Annotated in this window: 6 protein-coding genes; all 6 read right to left on the bottom strand. The window is 65.2% G+C overall.

What is annotated here, in order from left to right; genetic code table 11:
• A partial coding sequence (locus E1748_RS31355; protein ID WP_166653667.1) for a condensation domain-containing protein occupies positions 1-1649 on the bottom strand: 1649 nt, incomplete at its 3' end.
• A gap of 70 nt (positions 1650-1719) precedes the next feature.
• The gene (locus E1748_RS31350) at positions 1720-3855 is read right to left on the bottom strand and encodes a TonB-dependent siderophore receptor (protein WP_166653666.1); all 2136 of its coding nucleotides are present in this window, start codon (positions 3853-3855) and stop codon (positions 1720-1722) included.
• Positions 3856-4100: 245 nt separating this feature from the next.
• Positions 4101-4355, bottom strand: coding sequence for a phosphopantetheine-binding protein (locus E1748_RS31345; RefSeq protein ID WP_133651192.1), 255 nt, complete (start codon positions 4353-4355; stop codon positions 4101-4103).
• 82 nt (positions 4356-4437) lie between these two features.
• The gene (locus E1748_RS31340; protein ID WP_240766877.1) at positions 4438-5445 is read right to left on the bottom strand and encodes a TauD/TfdA family dioxygenase; all 1008 of its coding nucleotides are present in this window, start codon (positions 5443-5445) and stop codon (positions 4438-4440) included.
• A gap of 16 nt (positions 5446-5461) precedes the next feature.
• A complete protein-coding gene (locus tag E1748_RS31335; protein WP_133651190.1) occupies positions 5462-12202 on the bottom strand; it encodes a non-ribosomal peptide synthetase in 6741 nt (2246 codons plus the stop codon).
• Positions 12199-17394, bottom strand: a complete 5196-nt coding sequence (locus E1748_RS31330) for a non-ribosomal peptide synthetase (protein ID WP_276324146.1) — start codon at positions 17392-17394, stop codon at positions 12199-12201. The genes E1748_RS31335 and E1748_RS31330 overlap by 4 nt, the downstream gene beginning before the upstream one ends.

The raw sequence follows: 17394 nt of genomic DNA, 5'->3' as shown, positions 1-17394 counted from the left end.
CGTTCGGCCGGGTACTCCGGGTCTAGCGGTACGTACGCGCCACCCGCCTTCAGGATCGCCAGCAGGCCCACCACCATCTCCACCGAGCGTTCTACGCCGATGCCGACCCGCACTTCGGGGCCTACGCCCCGCCCGATCAGGAAATGCGCTAGACGGTTCGCACGTGACTCCAGTTCCGCGTACGTCAACACTGCTTCGCCGTACACCAGCGCCACTGCCGATGGATGACGCAGCGCCTCACGGCTGAACAGCTCATGCACACCAGCAAACGGCTCGTAACGCGATGGCGATGCGCTCCACACAGACAGTTGCGCAAGCTCATCCTCGTCGATGAACTCGATCCCGGCGACAGCCCGCTCAGGTGCGTCGCACAGTCCGACCAGCAGCGCTTCGTAATGCCGCCCCAACCTCGCAATCGTTTCGGCGTGGTACAGCGAACTGTCGTAGCGTGCGGTACAGGTCACCGCATCGGCAGCGATACGAACATCGAAGCTCAGATCGAAGCGCGCCGCGGGACTTTCGAAATCGACGATCTCGACATCGAGCCCTTCGAGCGACAACGCGCCCGCAGCAGATGCCCCCTGCACATTGAACAGCGTCTGGAACAGCGGATGACGATCGGCTTCGCGACGCACGCCCAGCGCATCGACGACCGCAGCGAGCGTCACGCCGTTGTGATCGAGCGCGGCGCGCGTGTCGCTGCGAACTGCATCCAAAAGCGCGCGTCCCGTCATCGACGGATGAAGGCGCGCGCGATACACCTGCGTATCGACAAACAGACCGATCAGCTCTTCGCACTCTTCGCGAAGACGACCGCTGGTCGGCACGCCGATGCAGAAATCGTCGCGGCCGGAATGGCGCGACAACAGCAACTGCCACGCGGCCATCAACGCGACGAACGACGTGCAGCGTTCGGCCTTGCAGCGCGCGCGCACCGCCGCGACGGTCGAGTCCTTCAGCGTGAACGTATGCGTGTGCGCCGTGCGTTCCGATGCAGCGGTACGCACGAAATCGGCGGGCAGTTCGAAAACATCCTGCCGCGCGCCTAGGTAGCCGGTCCACCATGCGAGATCGGCACGACCCTTGTCGCTCGTGCGCTCCGCGCGTTGCCATCCGGCGAAATCGGCGTACTGCCAGGTCAACGCGGGACGCGCAGTCGATGCTTCATTGCGCACGATCGCACCGTACGCATCAGCGAGTTCGCGCGCGAAGATCGCGTTCGATCCGCCATCCGACACGAGGTGATGCACGACGACGGACAGCACATGCCAGTCCGCCGACATTCTGAAAATGCACAGACGTGCCGCGCCATCTGCGGCAAGATCGAACGGCTGCTGTCTTTCATGCGCGAGCGCAGCGGAAAGCGCAGCATCGCGCTCGCCGTCCACATGCACCGACAGATCGCTCATCGGCACACGCACATCGAAATGCGATCCGGCGACCTGAAGCGGCTGCCCGTCGCGCTCGATAAAACACGTGCGTAACACGGCCTGCCGCGCACGCACAACATTTAATGCCTGCTCGAGCGCGGCAACGTCGAGCGGACCGCGCAGATGAAACGCACGCGCGAGGTGATACGCGGTCGACAGCGGCTCGAGCCGCTGCATGAACCACAGCCCTTCCTGCGCAGGAGACAGCGGCAATGACACGGCCTCTCCGCCGTGTCCGTTCAGAGGTTGAGTCGCCAGAACTTGCATTGCCGCACTGTCTCCAGGTGAATTACCACTGATACTTCAGACCCGCCAGCACGAGGCGCCCCTGGCCCCAGTAGCACGACAGACCGCTGTCGCACGACGCGATGTAGCGACGGTCGAGCAGGTTGCTCGCGTTGAGCGAGCCGGTCCAGCCACGCAGGTACGTGAACGCGCGGCCGAGGTCGTAGCGCAGCGACAGATCGACGAGCGTTGCAGACGACGTCATGAACGTGTTCGTCTGATCGCCATACGAACCGCCGATGTAGCGCAGCCCCACGCCCGTCTGCAAGCCGGACAGCGGACCGCTCGTCATCGTGTAATCCGCCCACAGCGAAGCCGTGTTGCGCGGAATGCCGGTCGGCACCTTGTTCAGGTTCGACGTATTGCTCTTCGTGTTCAGCAGGTTCGTGTACGTGTAGCTCGCGATCAGCTGCAGGTTGTTGGTCAGGCTCGCGTGCCCTTCCACCTCGATCCCCTGCGAGCGCACCTCGCCCGTCTGCACCTGGAAACGGTTGTCGGTCGGATCGAGGGTCAACACGTTTTTCTGCGTCAGGTGAAACGCCGACACAGTGACGAAGCTGTTGTAGCCGGTCGGCTGGAACTTCACGCCGACTTCGTACTGTTCGCCGAACGTCGGCGCGAAGGCCTGGCCCGTCTTGCTCGTGCCGAGCGCCGGCTGGAACGACTTCGAATAGCTGAAGTACGGCGCAATGCCGCTATCGAACTTGTAGAGACCGCCCGCGCGCCACGTGAACGCGCGATTGAACTGGCTCGACTTCGCGCCCGTCTTGTAGGACGTCGAGTCTTCGTCGGTCCAGTCCTCACGCACGCCGAGCAGGAACGACCAGCGGCCGATGTCGATCTGGTCCTGCGCATACGTGCCCAGCTGCTTGACGCTCTGCGCATTCGACGTCCCGAACATGAACGTCGGGTACGGCACCGCCGCGCCGTACTGCGGGTTCGTAATACTCAGCGGCGACGCGTCGCCGGGCGAGCCGTAGAAGTAATGGTTGAACTGGATGTTCTGATAGTCGAGACCGAACGTGACGTTGTGCGAGACCGGCCCCGTGCCGAATTTCGCGGTGGCCTGGTTGTCGACGGTGTGCGAATTGACCATCCCGTAGTTCAGATACGACTCGCGCTCGAGCTGCGTACCGTTACTGCCGGCCAGGTAGCCGAGATCGTCGGCGACGTACTTGACCGTCTGGCTGTTATGCAGGAAGCGATAGCTCTGCTTGAACGACCAGATGTCGTTCAGACGGTGATCGAGTTGATAACCGATCGACTCCTGGGTCTTGTGGAAGCTGTCGAAGTCCGGTTCGCCCGGATAGAAGCTGCGCGGCAGCTGGAACACACCGGGCTTGACTGTACCCACCGCTGGCACCGAGTTGTAGATGCCCGCTTCGGGATCGTTCTGGTAGTTCGCGAACACCGTCAGCGTGGTGTCCTTCGTCGGACGCCACGTGATGGTCGGCGCGATCGAGAAGCGCTGGCGGTTCACGTAGTCGGTCTGCGTGCCGGTGTTGAAACCGTCGGCGGTCACGCGGTACAGCAGCTTGCCGTCCTTATCGACCGGACCGCTGAAATCGAAGAAGCCCTGGACGCGTCCGTAGCTGCCCGTCTGGATGCCGATCTCGTGCAGCGGTTCGGCGGTCGGCATCTTGCTCACGAGATTCACCGTGCCGCCCGGCGACCCTTGCCCGTACAGCACCGAAGCCGGACCGTGCAGCAGTTCGATGCGCTCGAACATGTACGGATCGAAGCTCGTCACGTTGTAGCCGAACCCGCCGCTCGGGCCGGGCGTGCGCAGGCCGTTCCAGAATTCGTCGACGAGGAAGCCGCGCGCGTACAGGTATTCGAGCGAATCGGTGTTGGTGCCGCGCTGTTCCGGGTTGATGCCCGACGTGTAGCGCAACGCTTCCGCGACGCTTTGCACGCCCTGCACGTCCATCTGGTCGCGCGTGACAACCGACAACGCCTGCGGCGTCTTGATGATCGCCGTGTCGCTCTTGGTGCCGGTCGTGCTCTGCTTCGCGACGTAGCCGATCACGGGGCCGGTGCCCGTTTCCGCCGGACGTTCGCTGCGCACCACCACCGCCGGCAATTGCTGGCCTGCACCTGCATCCGTCGCGGATGCGGCACTCGATGCGGGTGCGGGCACCGCAGCCTGCGTACCTGCATTGCTCTGCGCATAGGCCGAGGTTGTCAGGCAGATTGCCGCCGCAACCGGCGCAAGGCGCCAAAGAGGAGTTTCACTTCGGCGTGTCTGATTGCGGTCTGTGCCGCCTTGCGTCGATTGTCGTTGTGCCATGGTCTCTAAGGTGGTGTGTGATGAAACTTGCGAATGAGAATGATTTGCAATTATAACGACGCGCGATTCATTTTGGGAACTTTTAGAGACGCGTATCAGGCGGTTTGCAGAAAACGTGTCAGTCCGCCAACAGTCGGATGGTCGAAGACGTCGCCGGGCGTGATTTCGCGATTCAGCGTGCGGCGGATGCGCGCCACGAGCTTGATGACGAGCAGCGAATCGCCGCCCAGTTCGAAAAAGTCGTCGTCGTTGCCGACCGCGTTCTCGTCGACTTCGAGCAGCGTGGCGAACAGACTGCGCAGGCCGGTCTCAAGCGCCGGCTCCTGTGGGTGGGGAGTGTGTTGTTCCATGTCGCGAGGGTGTGTGCTAGAAAATCGGTGTGAAAAATGCCGCGCTTATTTGCGCGGCACAGGACCGCTGTGTGAGATGTCGTCAGGCGTTCGCGTGCTGTGCGAACTGCGCGCGATCGACCAGTTCGCTCATCGCGACGACGATCTTGCGTGGCCCCGAATACGGATCGCGTGCATGCGCGACGAGCATGTTGTCGAGCATCAGCACGTCGCCGGCCTGCCACGCGAAGCGCACCGCGCAGCGTTCGTACGCCGCGCCGATCAGCGCGATCGCCTCGTCGCCGATGTCGCTGCCGTCGCCGAAATACGCGTGCCGCGGCATGCGCTTGAGGCCGACCATGTCGATCAGGTCCATCCGCACGTCGGGGTCAAGACACGCGACGTGATGCAACTGCACCTGGTTGAAGAACGAACGCTCGCCGGTCAGCGGATGCACGATCACGGCGGGGCACACGGTGCGCGTCTGCAGTTCGTCGTTCGGCAGCCATTCGTACTGCACGCCGGCGGCATCGCAGCGCGCTTCGACCGCGCGGCGATCGTCGGTATCGAAGAATTCGCGCCACGGCACGTCGAGACCGCGTGTGAACGTGCGGACGTACATCAGTTGCTTGCGCTCGAACGTGTCGACGAGTTGCGCCGGCAGCTCGCGCAGCATCGCGCGGCAATCGACGATCGGCGTCGCCCCGCCCACCGTCGAAGGCAGTTCGCAGAAGAAGAACTGTCGTCGCGGCCAGCGCGGCAGATGCGAGCTTTCGTTGTGGTACAGGATCATCTGCCGCTCGGGGTACGGCGTGGAGCGATACGTGTTGCGGCCGCCCTCCTTCTTCGGCAGATCGCCGTATTCGCCGTACAGTCCCGGCGAAACCGCTTCGGCGAACGCTTCGAAAGCCTCCGGGCCGCCGACGCCGAAGTCGCGGAACAGGATCGCACCGTGCTGCGCGAGCCACGCTTCCAGCGTGTCGCGATGCGCGTCGATCCAGCCCGGCAGATCGTCGATCGGCGCGGTGGGTTTCAGCACGAGCGGCAGGCCGCCTTCTGCGCCGAAGAACGAGATCTGGACGGAAATATCGGTAATCGGAGTGGCGTTCATGTTGGCTTGCTTCGGTTCATTGCGGAATGGCCGCGTGTAGCGCATCGGACGTCTGCACGGGCAGCCGGGGTTCGGTCGTGGAAACGGGCAACTTATCGATCAACGCGGCGGGTAATACGTCGAGCGCGACATCCGGCGCCGCCGACACGCGATCGAGCAACTCGCGCCACTGCGCGAACCATTGCTCGACCGTCGCACGCTCGAAGAGCGCCGACGCATACACCCACTCCACTTCATAGCCGCCGTCGACCGGTTCGACGAACAGCGCCATGTCGAACTTCGACTGCGTCGTCGGTGAACGCAGCAGTTCGATCGACAGATCGGGCACCGTCGTATTGGTATGCGGCAGATCGCGCAGCACGAACAGCAGTTGCAGCAGCGGATTCGCATCGCGACGGCGCGCGACGGCAAGCGCATCGACGATCCGGTCGAACGGCAGCGCGCGATGTTCGAGCGCGTCCCATGTCGACTGCTTCGCCGCGTCGAGCCATGCGTTGAAACTCGCGACGTTCGCGCGATCGTCCGCGATGCGCGAGCGCACCGGCAGCACGTTGACAAAGAAGCCGATCAGCGCTTCGAGTTCGGTGCGATCGCGTCCGGCCACATCAGTGCCGACGAGCAGATCCGTCTGGCCCGTCACGCGATGCAGGAACAGCTGGAAACTCGCGAGCAGCACCGCGAACGGCGTCATCCCGCGCGCGGCAGCGAGCGCCCTGACCCGCTCGCCGGTTGTGCCCGGCAACACGAGTTGCACCGCGCTGCCTGCGTGCGATGCGATCGCCGGACGTGGCCGGTCTGTCGGCAGTGCAAGGCGATGCGGCGCATCCGCCAGGTACGTGCGCCAGAACGTCTGCTCGTCGCGCAGCTTCGGCGGCTTCAACTGCTCGCGTTGCCACACCGCGTAGTCGGCGTACTGAACCGGCAACGCACGCAATGCCGGCTCGCTGCCGGCACGTCGCGCGGCATACACCGCGCAAAGCTCGTCGATCAGCACGTGCACCGACGCGCCATCTGCAACGATGTGATGCAGCGCGAGCACCAGCACATGATGCTGTGCATCGAACCTGACGAGCGACGCGCGCAGCAACGGTGCGACTGCGAGATCGAACGGCGTTTGCGACGCGTCGTCCAGCATGCGCGCGACCGTTGCTTCGCGCTGCGATGCATCGAGCGTCGAGCAATCGACGAGCGGCATCGGTACGTCGAGCGTCGCGGCAATCGCGAGCACCGGGTCGCCGTCGTGCTCGCCAAATGAAGAGCGCAGCACTTCGTGCCGTTCGACCAGCGCGGCGAGACTTGCATGCAGCAGCGCGGTATCGAGCGGGCCGCGCAGGTCGAGACCCGCCGCCATGTTGTACGACGCAAGCGCACCGCCCGCGAGTTGATCGACGACCCAGATGCGTTGCTGTGTGAGCGATAAAGGCAGCGACATACCGAGCTGTCGCGGCACCGCGCGCAACGGCGCGTGATCGATGCCGGACGTCGCATCGTTCAACTGCTCGATCCGCGCGGCAAGCGCCTGCAAGGTCGGCGCGACAAACACCGCGCGCAGCGGGATATCGACCGGCCACGCGGCACGCACGCGCGACAGCATCCGCATCGCCGCAAGCGAGTGGCCGCCGAGCGCGAAGAAGTTGTCGTCGCGTGCGATGGACGTCTCGCCTACCTGAGCGGCGAGCCCAAGCACGTCGACCCAGATTCGTGCGAGCGTCGTTTCCGTTTCACCTTGCGGCGCGCTACGTACACGCTTCGCCGCCTTGACCGGCACGCGCGCGAGTTCGACCAGCGCCTGGCGGTCGAGCTTGCCATTGCGGTTGCGCGGCAATGCGCCAAGCACGCGCAGCGTCGACGGCACCATGTAGTCGGGTAGCAGCGCCGCGATCTGCTGTTTCAGCACGACGGTATCGAGCGTGCAGTCCGGCAGCGCAGCAACAAAGCCTGCGAGGCGACCCGCCCCCGTGACGATCACCGCCGCGTCGCGTACACCGTCGAGCGTGCGAAGACGCGCGGCAATCTCACCCGGCTCGACGCGATAGCCGCGCACTTTCACCTGATCGTCGGCACGCCCGAGATATTCGATCGTGCCGTCGGCGAGCCGGCGCGCGCGATCGCCGCTGCGATACAGGCGTGCGCCGGGCGTGAACGGATCGGGCATGAAGCGCTCGGCCGTCATGCCGGGCCTATTTAGATAGCCGCGCGCAACGCCGGGGCCACCCAGATAGAGTTCGCCCGTCTCGCCGGTGCCGAGCGGATTCATATGCGCATCGAGCACGTACGTGCATGCGCCGCCGAGCGGCACACCGAGCGGCAGCGTCGCCGCGTCGCGGCTCGCCTGCGCGGCGTCCTGCATCAGGATGCCGATCGTCGTCTCAGTCGGGCCATAGTGGTTCATCACGCGGCACGTGGGCCGCAGCTCGCGGATCGTTTCCAGCAGCGGCCACGCGGTCGCCTCGCCGCCGACCACCAGCGTGTGCAGCGGCAGCGCATCGGCGGCGTTGCGCGCCTGCAGCAGCGCATGCAGATGACCCGGCACGATCTTCAGCACGTCGATGCGATGCGTCGCCATGTACTGCGCGAAGCAGTCCGCGTCGAGCGTCGTGTCGCGATCGATCAGATGCAGCGCACCGCCTGTTGCGAGCGCGCCGAACAGCACCGTGTTGCCGAGATCGGCCGCGACCGTCGACACCATCGCGAACGTGGCGCCTGCGGGCAGTGCGAGTCGTTCGAGCACCGCATCGACGTAATGCGTCAGCGCGCCGTGCGGAATCACGACGCCCTTCGGCGCACCGCTCGATCCCGATGTGTAGATCACATACGCGGCTGCACGCGGATCGATGGTGGGCAACGCGTGCGTCCTGATGGTTTCATCTCGCAGCACGTCGTCGATCGTTGTCTGCACGATGCCGTCGACGTCCAGCGCCGGCACCGCGTGTTGCCACAACGCGAACCGCGCGCCGCAACCCCGCAGCGCCTGCTCGAGTCGCTGCGACGGATTGGCTGCGTCGAGCGGTACATACGCGCCGCCGGCCTTCAATATGCCGAGCAGCGCGACGACGAATGCCGCCGATCGGTCCGCGACGATCGCCACCGATTCGCCGGCCTTCAGCCCACGATCGAGCAACCAGTACGCGACCCGCTGCGCGCGCTCGTCGAGTTCGCGATAACTGATGCTCACCGGCCCGTCGACCACCGCACGCGCATCCGGTTGCGCCGCCGCATGACGCGCGACGCGCAGATGCAGCGGCTCGCCGCGTTGCGCCGGTTCCGTGCCACGGCTCACGGCCGCACAACGCGCGCGCTCCACAGGGCTGAGCAGATCGAGCGTCGCGAGTGTGTCTTCCGCTTCGCCGGCTTCGCTGTCTAGCGCTGCCGTAAACGTTTCGATCGCACGCACATACTGCGCGACCATCCGCGCGATACTCGCTGCGTCGAATCGACTGGCTGCATAGGTCATATAGCCGCGCATGCCGCCGTCACGCGACTCGCGCAGATCGAGTGCGAGCGGTACCTTAACGTGCGCTTCGGCGATCTCGTAACGCGACGCCTGCAAACCCGGCAAGCGATCGAGCGACGGATACTCGTCGGACAGATAGTTAAACGACGTCTCGAACAGCGGCCCATGCTGCGCATTGCGCTCGGGGTTCAACTGCTCGACCAAAACGTCGAACGGCAACGCCTGATTCTGCTGTCCGTCCAACGCCGCGCGACGCAGCGCGGCCAGCAACGCGGACGGCGTCAATGCGGGCTCGCATACGCTGCGCAACACGATCGTGTTGGTGAAAAAACCGACGATGTCGTGCGTCTCGCGCCGTTCGCGATTCGCGACCGGTACGCCGGTGCGGATGTCCGCCTGCCCGGTCACCCGATACAGCCATGCGTGATACACGGCAAGCAGCAATACGAACGGCGTCGTGCGATGCCGGCTCGCGGCGTCGCGTACCCGATGCGCGAGTGCCGACGGCAGCACGAACGGCGTCCGCGCGGCTGCGATGCTGCTGTCCGTGACGGACTGCGCATGATCAAACGGCAACGCAAGCGGCGGCGCTTCGGTGCTGAGTTCATTGCGCCAGTAATCGAGTTGACGCTGTGCATCGGCACTGTCGAGCCAGCGATGCTGCCATGCTGCGTAGTCGGTGTAGTCGAGTGCTGGCTCGGCAAGCTCGGCAGATTGCTGCGAACCTACAGTCAGCGCGCGATAGTGCGCAACCAGTTCGTCGATCACGATCTGCATCGACCATCCGTCCGTTGCGATGTGATGCAGCGCGAGCAGCAGCACGTGCTCGTCGGCATCGCAGCGCACGAGGCCTGCACGCAGCACCGGTCCGTTGAGCAGATCGAACGGTTCGTCGGCGAAACGGCGCGCGAGTTGCGCGAGCCTGTCGTCGCGTGTGCCGCGATCGTGCGCACCGTCGAGCAGATCGACGTTCAGCCACGCAAGCGGCGTAGCGGGCTGAACCTGCGGCACGTACCCCTGCGCGCTGCCGGGCATCTCGACGAAGCGCGTGCGCAACGCCGGATGTCGTGCGACAAGCGCATCGACGCTCGCGCGCAGCGCAGCGGCATCAAGCGTGCCGCGCAGACGAATGCCGGTTGCGATGTGATACGCACGGCTCTCCGGATCGAGCTGCCACGCAAAGAGCTGACGCTGCTGCGCATGCGATGCGACCGGCGGCTGCTCGCCTGCGCGTTCGATGCGGTCCACGACCGCGCCCGTATCGCCGTCACTATGCTGCGGTTCGGCAAGTGCTTTCGACAACGCGTGCGCCATCCCCTCAAGCGTCGGCGCCTCGAAAATCTCGCCGATCTCGAATGGCCGCTGCCAACGTTCGGTTATGCGCGCAGCGAGCCGAACAGCAGTCAGCGAACTACCGCCGGACAAAAAGAAATGCGCATCGCGCGTGACGATCTCGCAACCAAGCACGTCGCTCCACAGCGCCGCGAGTTCCTTCTCGATCCCTTCGAGCGCAACGGCCACCGGTGCGCTCGCGAGCGGCGTCGTGCTCATCACGAAGCGGCCCTGTTGCCAGACCGCGTACGCGTCGAGCGTGTTGTTTTGCCAGCCCTGCCGCGTCGCGGCGCGTTGCAGCTTGCCGCTCGACGTCTTCGGCAACGCAGCCGGATTGAGCAGTACGACAACGACGGGCACTTCGCCGCAGGCATCGAACACGCAGCGGCTCAGCTGCTCGACGATCACGTCCGGTGCGAAGCGCTTCTTCATCATCGGGGCGACTTCGAGCGCGAGCCCCGGCCCTTCGATACCGTCGATCTCCGCAGCAAACGCGATCACGCGGCCCTTGCGGACAAATTCGCACTGCGCTTCGACGGGCTGCTCGACGTCCTGCGGATACAGGTTCTTGCCGCGCACGATGATCAGATCCTTGCAGCGGCCCGCGATATAGAGCTGGCCGTCGTGCATGAACCCGAGATCGCCGGTTCGCAGCCAGCGAGTCGTGCCGTCGTCGCGGAACGTCTGCGCGCTTGCGTCGGCGCGTTGCCAGTAGCCGTGCGCAATGCTCGGCCCGCTCACGTGAATCTCGCCGATCCGGCCGGCGGCCAGCGTCTCGCCGCTCACTTGATCGACGATCGCCACCGTATGACCAGACTGCGGTGCACCGCATGCGACGAGCGTCGTGCTCGTCACGTCAGTATCGGTAACTGCAACGTGCGAAGCGGCCAACGCTTCGGTAGCGAACGCATTCGATACCATCCCCGTGCCGCGTGTGCCGCCGGTCACGAACAACGTCGCTTCAGCGAGGCCGTAGCACGGATAGAGCGCCGCCGCATCGAAACCGGCGCGCGCGAAGCGCTCGACGAACGCATCGAGCGTATCGCGCCGCACCGGTTCTGAACCGGAGAACGCGAGCCGCCAGCTCGACAGATCGAGCTGCGCGAGCGCATCGTCGCGCACGCGTTCGACGCATAGCCGGTACGCAAAATCCGGTGCGCCGGAGATCGTGCCGCGATGCCGCGCGATCGCCTGCAGCCAGCGCAACGGACGTTCAAGAAAATACTGCGGCGACATCAGCACGAGCGGAATGCCGCTGAACACCGGCTGCAGCATGCTGCCGATCAAACCCATGTCGTGATAGAGCGGCAGCCAGCTGACGAACACATCGTCGTCCTGCACGCCGAGTCCCGACTTGATCGCGATTTCGTTCGCGACCAGATTGCCGTGGCTCACCATCACGCCTTTCGGCATACCCGTCGAACCCGACGTGTACTGGAGGAACGCGATGTCGTCGGGCTGCGCGTCGTACAGCGTGAACGATGGCGTTTTCACTTGCGCATATGCTTCCGCACACAGCGCATCGACTGCCACGACCTCTGCGTTCGGCGCGAGCGCGGCGTACTGCTCCGCGAAGCGCGTCTGCAGGTCCGCAGTGGTCAGCACGTAGCGAACCCCCGCGTCCTGCGCGATACCGCGCAGTCGTGCGAGATGCTGCTCGCGCTTCGATTCCGGCGGATAAACGGGCACCGCAACGACGCCCGCATACAGACAGCCGAAAAATGCGCTCACGTAATCGACACCACTGTCGAGCAGCAACAGCGCGCGTTCACCGGTCGCGTGCCGCGCGCTGAAATACGCGGCAAGCCGCGTCGCGCGACGATCGAGCGCGGCGTAGTCGTAGCGCGTGTCGCCGTCCGCATCGACGGTGATCAGCGCGCTCGCGTCGGCGCGCGCTTCCGCGAGTGCGCGCAGGCGTGCCGCGAGACTCGTTGCGCCGGAGGACAGGAAAGTCGGTCGGGCAATACTCATGACAGATGTTCCGGTCGGTTGTCGTGCGCGGTGCTCGATGCGAGCGCACGTGCGAGATCGTCGAACAGATCGCTATGCCGGACGATGTGCGTGTGGTCCGCATCGATCTCGTTCGCGACCGATACGCTGCCCGTCGCACGCGCGGCCCACATCGCGGTCGCTTCGCGCGCCGGACGATGCGGCCGGTGCCGTGCCCACCAGAGCTGCAGATCGACCGGCAGCGGCGTGTGTTCGGTGTAACGAACGATGTGGCCCAGATGCCGCTGGAACAGCATTACCTTGCTGAGCAGCGCACGCGTCCCCGCATCGGACAGTTCGCCTTTCATCGCCGGCCACTTGCGGCCTGCGTCGTCGAGTACCTTCTGCAATTCGTGATCCTCCGCGCGATAGGTTTGCATCTGTTCGTAGGTCACGGGTGCCGCGTCGTAGCGCGCCGCATCTTTATCGTCGTCAGTCGCGTGCGCGTGGTTCGCGTCGTCGGGACTGAGCACGTGCGCGTCGATCAGCCCGACGAACGGCACCTCGCCGCCGTCGCGTGCGAGCACGCGCGCCACTTCGGTCGCGATCACCCCGCCCACCGACCAGCCGATCAACCGGTACGGCCCGCTCGGCTGCACCGTGCGAATCCGCGCGGCGTAGTCCGCCGCGAGTTGCGACAGATCGCCGGGCCACCAGTCCTCGGTATAGAACGGTGCCTGCACGCCGTACACGCTCGCGACGCCGTCGAGTGCCGCCGCGAGCGGCCGGTAATCGGCGACGAGGCCCGACGCCGGATGGATCGCGAAGACCATCGGCGCATCGGTACGCTCGCTCATCGACACGACGTTCGCAGCGGGCGTCGCTTGCGTGGCGTCGGCGTGCGCCTGCGTCGCGAGATGCGCGGCTAGCGTGCGCACGCTCGGATGCTGGAACAGCGCTTCGAGCGTCACGCCGGGCAGCCCCGTCTGAGCCGCTTTTGCAAGTACCTTGAGCGCCAGCAACGAGTGACCGCCGACGGCGAAGAAGTCGTCGGTGACACCCAGATCGTCGCGCTTGAGCACGTCGTTCCACACCGCGAGCAGCTGCGTTTCGAGCGGCGTGTCCGGCATCACGCGTTCGCCGGCATGAGCCATAGGCGCAGGCAGTGCGGCACGGTCCACCTTGCCGTTCGGCATCACCGGCAGCGCATCGAGATGCATGAACACCGACGGCACCATATGCGCGGGCAGACGGCTTTCCAGTGCGCCGCGCACCGCAGTTTCGTCCGCCGTGCCGACGACGTAGCCGACGAGCCGTTTGCCGTCGCCTTCGCCATTGAGCGCGACGACGGCGTCGCGCACACCGGCAATCTCGCGCAGCGCCGCTTCGATTTCGCCCAGTTCGATCCGGAGTCCGCGCAGCTTCACCTGCTGATCGAGCCGGCCAAGGAAGTCGATGCGTCCGTCCGCGCGGCGCCGGCACAGGTCGCCGGTGCGATACAGACGGCCGCCGTCGTTCGAGAACGGATCGGGGATGAATTTTTCCGCGGTCGCGGCAGGCCGGTCCAGATAGCCGCGCGCGAGCGTGGCGCCTGCGATGCACAGTTCGCCGAGTCCATCGACGGGCGCTTCGTGGCCGCTACGATCGATCACGTACGCGCGTCGCGACGGATACGCACCGCCAATCGACACGATCGCCTGGTCCTCGTCCTGCGCGCGCGTCTCGCGATACATGCACGCGACCGTCGTTTCAGTCGGCCCGTACAGGTTGTCGAGACGGATATGGCCGAGCGGTCCGTTGCGCCATTGACGCAGCGCGTCGCCGGGCAAGCCTTCGCCGCCGACGGTAATCTGTCGCAGCTTCGCGAGCGCGCTTGCAGCCGGCGGATTGCGCAGCCACTGCTGCCAGTACGCAGTCGGAATCCGCGAGAACGTCACGCCTTCGTCGGCGAGATGCCGGCTCGTCGTGTCGAGGTCCCACTGCTGCGGACCGCGCATCTCAACCTTTCCGCCGCTCGACAGCGCGGGCAGCATCTCGTGCAGCGCGACATCGAAGTTGATCGTCGACGATTGCAGTTGCTTGTCGTTCCCGGTGATCCGATACGTGCCGAGGAAATCGTCGAGGTGCAGGCTAAGCGAACGATGGCTGATCGCGACGCCCTTCGGTCGACCGGTCGAGCCCGACGTGTAGATCACGTACGCGAGCTGGTCCGGATGGACCGGCACGCTGAACGGCTCCGACGACTCATCGTCGAGCTCCGACACGACGACGACTTCGCGTTCGCGCAGCAACGTCGCGAGTTGCGCGGCCGTCGCTGCGTCGGCGAGCACGCGGGTGACGCCCGCGTCTTCCATCATGTACGTGAGCCGTTCGGCCGGATAAGCGGGATCGAGCGGCACGAATGCGGCGCCTGCCTTCAGCACGCCAAGCAGACCCGCGACCATTCCCGCCGAGCGTTCTATGCACAGTCCGACACGCTCGTCCGCACGCACACCGAGCCGCGCGAGACGTCGGCCGATGCGGTTCGCCGATGCATCGAGTTCGCCATACGTCGTGCGCGTGCCTTCGCAATGCAGTGCCTCGCGTTGCGGATGCAGTGCGGCCTGTGCGCTTACGCGTTCGGCGATCGCGCGGAACGGGTACGCCGTTACGCTGTGCTGTGCGGATTGCTTGGCCTGCGGCAGCACGATGTCGCCGACGTGGACTGTCGCCGTATCGGTGAGCTGTTCGAGAATCGAGCGGTACGCAACCGACAGTTGCTCAACCGTCGACGCATCGAAACGCGTGCTGCGGTATTTCCAGCGCAAACCGAGTTGTTCGCCAGGCAGGATCGCCAGCACCATCGGGTAGTGCGTGCTCTCGACGGCAGCGCGCGCGGTCAGCGTGAGCCCCGTGTCGCCGTTGCGCATCGCTTCGTCGACCGGATAGTTTTCGAACACGATCAGGCTGTCGAACAGCGCATCGCCGCTACGGCCGACCCACTGCTGCACGCGCGTGAGCGGGGTCGCTTCGCGTACGCGCAGTTCGGTGTTCAGCTGCTGCAGCGATTCGAGCCAGGCGTCGAGCGCCGCCGAAGCCGGCACGTCGACCCACACCGGCAGACTGTTGATGAACAGCCCCAGCATCCGCTCGATACCGGGCAGATCGTTCTCGCGACCCGACAGCGTCGCGCCGAACACAGCCTGGTCGCGATGGCCATAGCGCGCGAGCAGGATCGCCCACGCGCCCTGGATCAGCGTATTGAGCGTCACGCGATAGCGCTGCGCGGTGTGTTGCAGCCGCGCGGTGAAACCGGCATCGAGGCGAACGTCCTGCTGGACCACGCGCGACTCGCGTTGCGCGACTTCCGCCGACGGAGCAGGCAGGCTGCCCGTCAGCGTCGCCGGATCGTCGAGCCGCGTACGCTGCGCGTCCCACCACGGCTGCGGATCGCCCTGCTGCGCGAGCCACGCGACGTAATCGCGATACGAGCCCGCCGCCGGCAAACGCGACGCGTCGCCCGCGATGCGCGTGCGATACAGATGCAGCATTTCGCCGAACAGTTGCGCGGCACTCCAGCCATCCATCAGCACGTGATGATCGGTCCACACGAGATCGTGCTCGCCGTCGGGCCGCACAAACAGATTGATCCGCAGAAGCGGTGCATCGGCCGGATCGAAACCGCGCGCGAGATCGTCGCGCAACCAGCCGGCGATGCGCGCGTCGTACTCGGTCTGCGTGCTCGCGGCCCAGTCGTGCTGCGCGTAAGGCGTCGCGATCCGCTTGTACACGACCTGCAGTGCATCGCCGCCGTGCGCCCACACAAAACCGGTGCGCAGGATGCCGTGCCGTGCGATCAGCGTTTCCCATACGGCTTGCAATACCATGCTGTCGAGCGGGCCGCGCAGCGTCAGACGCCGCTGATTCACGTAGACGCCGCGACCGGTTTTCAGCAGACTGTGGAACAGTAGACCGCCTTGCAGCGGCGTCGCCGGATAGAGGTCGTCGATCTGTGCCCACGGCAACGCGAGACGATCGAGTTGCGCGGCGTCGAGTCCGCTCAGCGGGAAGTCGGATGGGGTGATGCCGGTTGCGTCTGTTTCACCGCTTGTGCAGTGGTCGATCAGTTGCGTCAGTTCGTTGCGGTACGCGGCGAGCAATGCGTTGATGGTTGGCGCGTGGTATCGCTTGTCGCTGTAGCCGATCGTTAATGAGAGTTCGCCTGCGTAGACCTGGCTGTTGATTGTCAGGTCGTAGCTTAGCGGCGCATTCGCGTCGCGCGTTGCACCGGATGGTTCTTTCGCAGGTTGCCAGGTGCTGGCTTCTGAGAAGCTGCCGTCGAGCTGGCCCAGGTAGTTGAACACCACCTGTGAGGGTTCTGTCTGCCTGACGGTATGTGCCACGTTGCTCAGCACGCCATAGCCCAGCCCTCGCTGTGGCACTGCGCGCAGACCCTCCTTCACGCGCTTTACTGACTCACCCAGCTCTCCAGCCGGCTCCAGGCTCACCGGGTACACGCTCGTGAACCAGCCCACCGTGCGGCTGACTTCTGCTGTATCGAACACGTCCTCGCGGCCGTGGCCTTCCAGGTCCAGCCGGATACGTTCTTCTCCGGTCCACCCGCACAGCGCTCGGCCCAGTGCGGTGAGCAGCAGATCGTTCACCTGTGTGCGGTACGCTGCTGGCGCCTGCTGCAGCAGACGCTGTGTCTGGGTGCTGTCCAGCTTCAGGGTCGCCTGCTGACGGTCTGCGACCCGGTTCGTGCCTTCCGGCATGTCGCATGGCAGGGCCGCTGGTGTGCGGCTCACCTCTTCCCAGTACTCGCGCTGGTTGTTGAGTGCGTCGCTCTGTGCGTACTGCTGTAGCTGCTGCGACCACCGCTGGTACGAGTCCGTGCGGGCCGGCAGTGCTACGTTCTCTGCCCGCTGGATCTGTGCGCTCACCGTCTGCAGATCTTCCAGCAGGATGCGCCACGACACGCCATCCACTACCAGGTGGTGGATCACCAGCAGCAACCGTGTGCTGCCGTCCTCTATCCGCATCAGTACCGCGCGCAGTAATGGGCCCTTTGTCAGGTCGAGGCTGCGCTGGGCGGCTTCGCTGTGTGCCTCGATCTGTGCAGCGTCTTTGGCCTCGCGAATCCACAGCAGGTCGGGTTGTGTCTGGGTTCCTGTTTCTGTCTGTGCGTACGCCTGCACCCACCGGCCTGCTGCATCCTGCGTGAAGCGCAGCCGCAGTGCGTCGTGGTGGTTTAT

Source organism: Paraburkholderia flava (genome assembly GCF_004359985.1).
GTDB lineage: Bacteria > Pseudomonadota > Gammaproteobacteria > Burkholderiales > Burkholderiaceae > Paraburkholderia > Paraburkholderia flava.
Note: the sequence above shows the minus strand (reverse complement) of the source record. Positions and strands in the feature narration are given on the sequence as shown.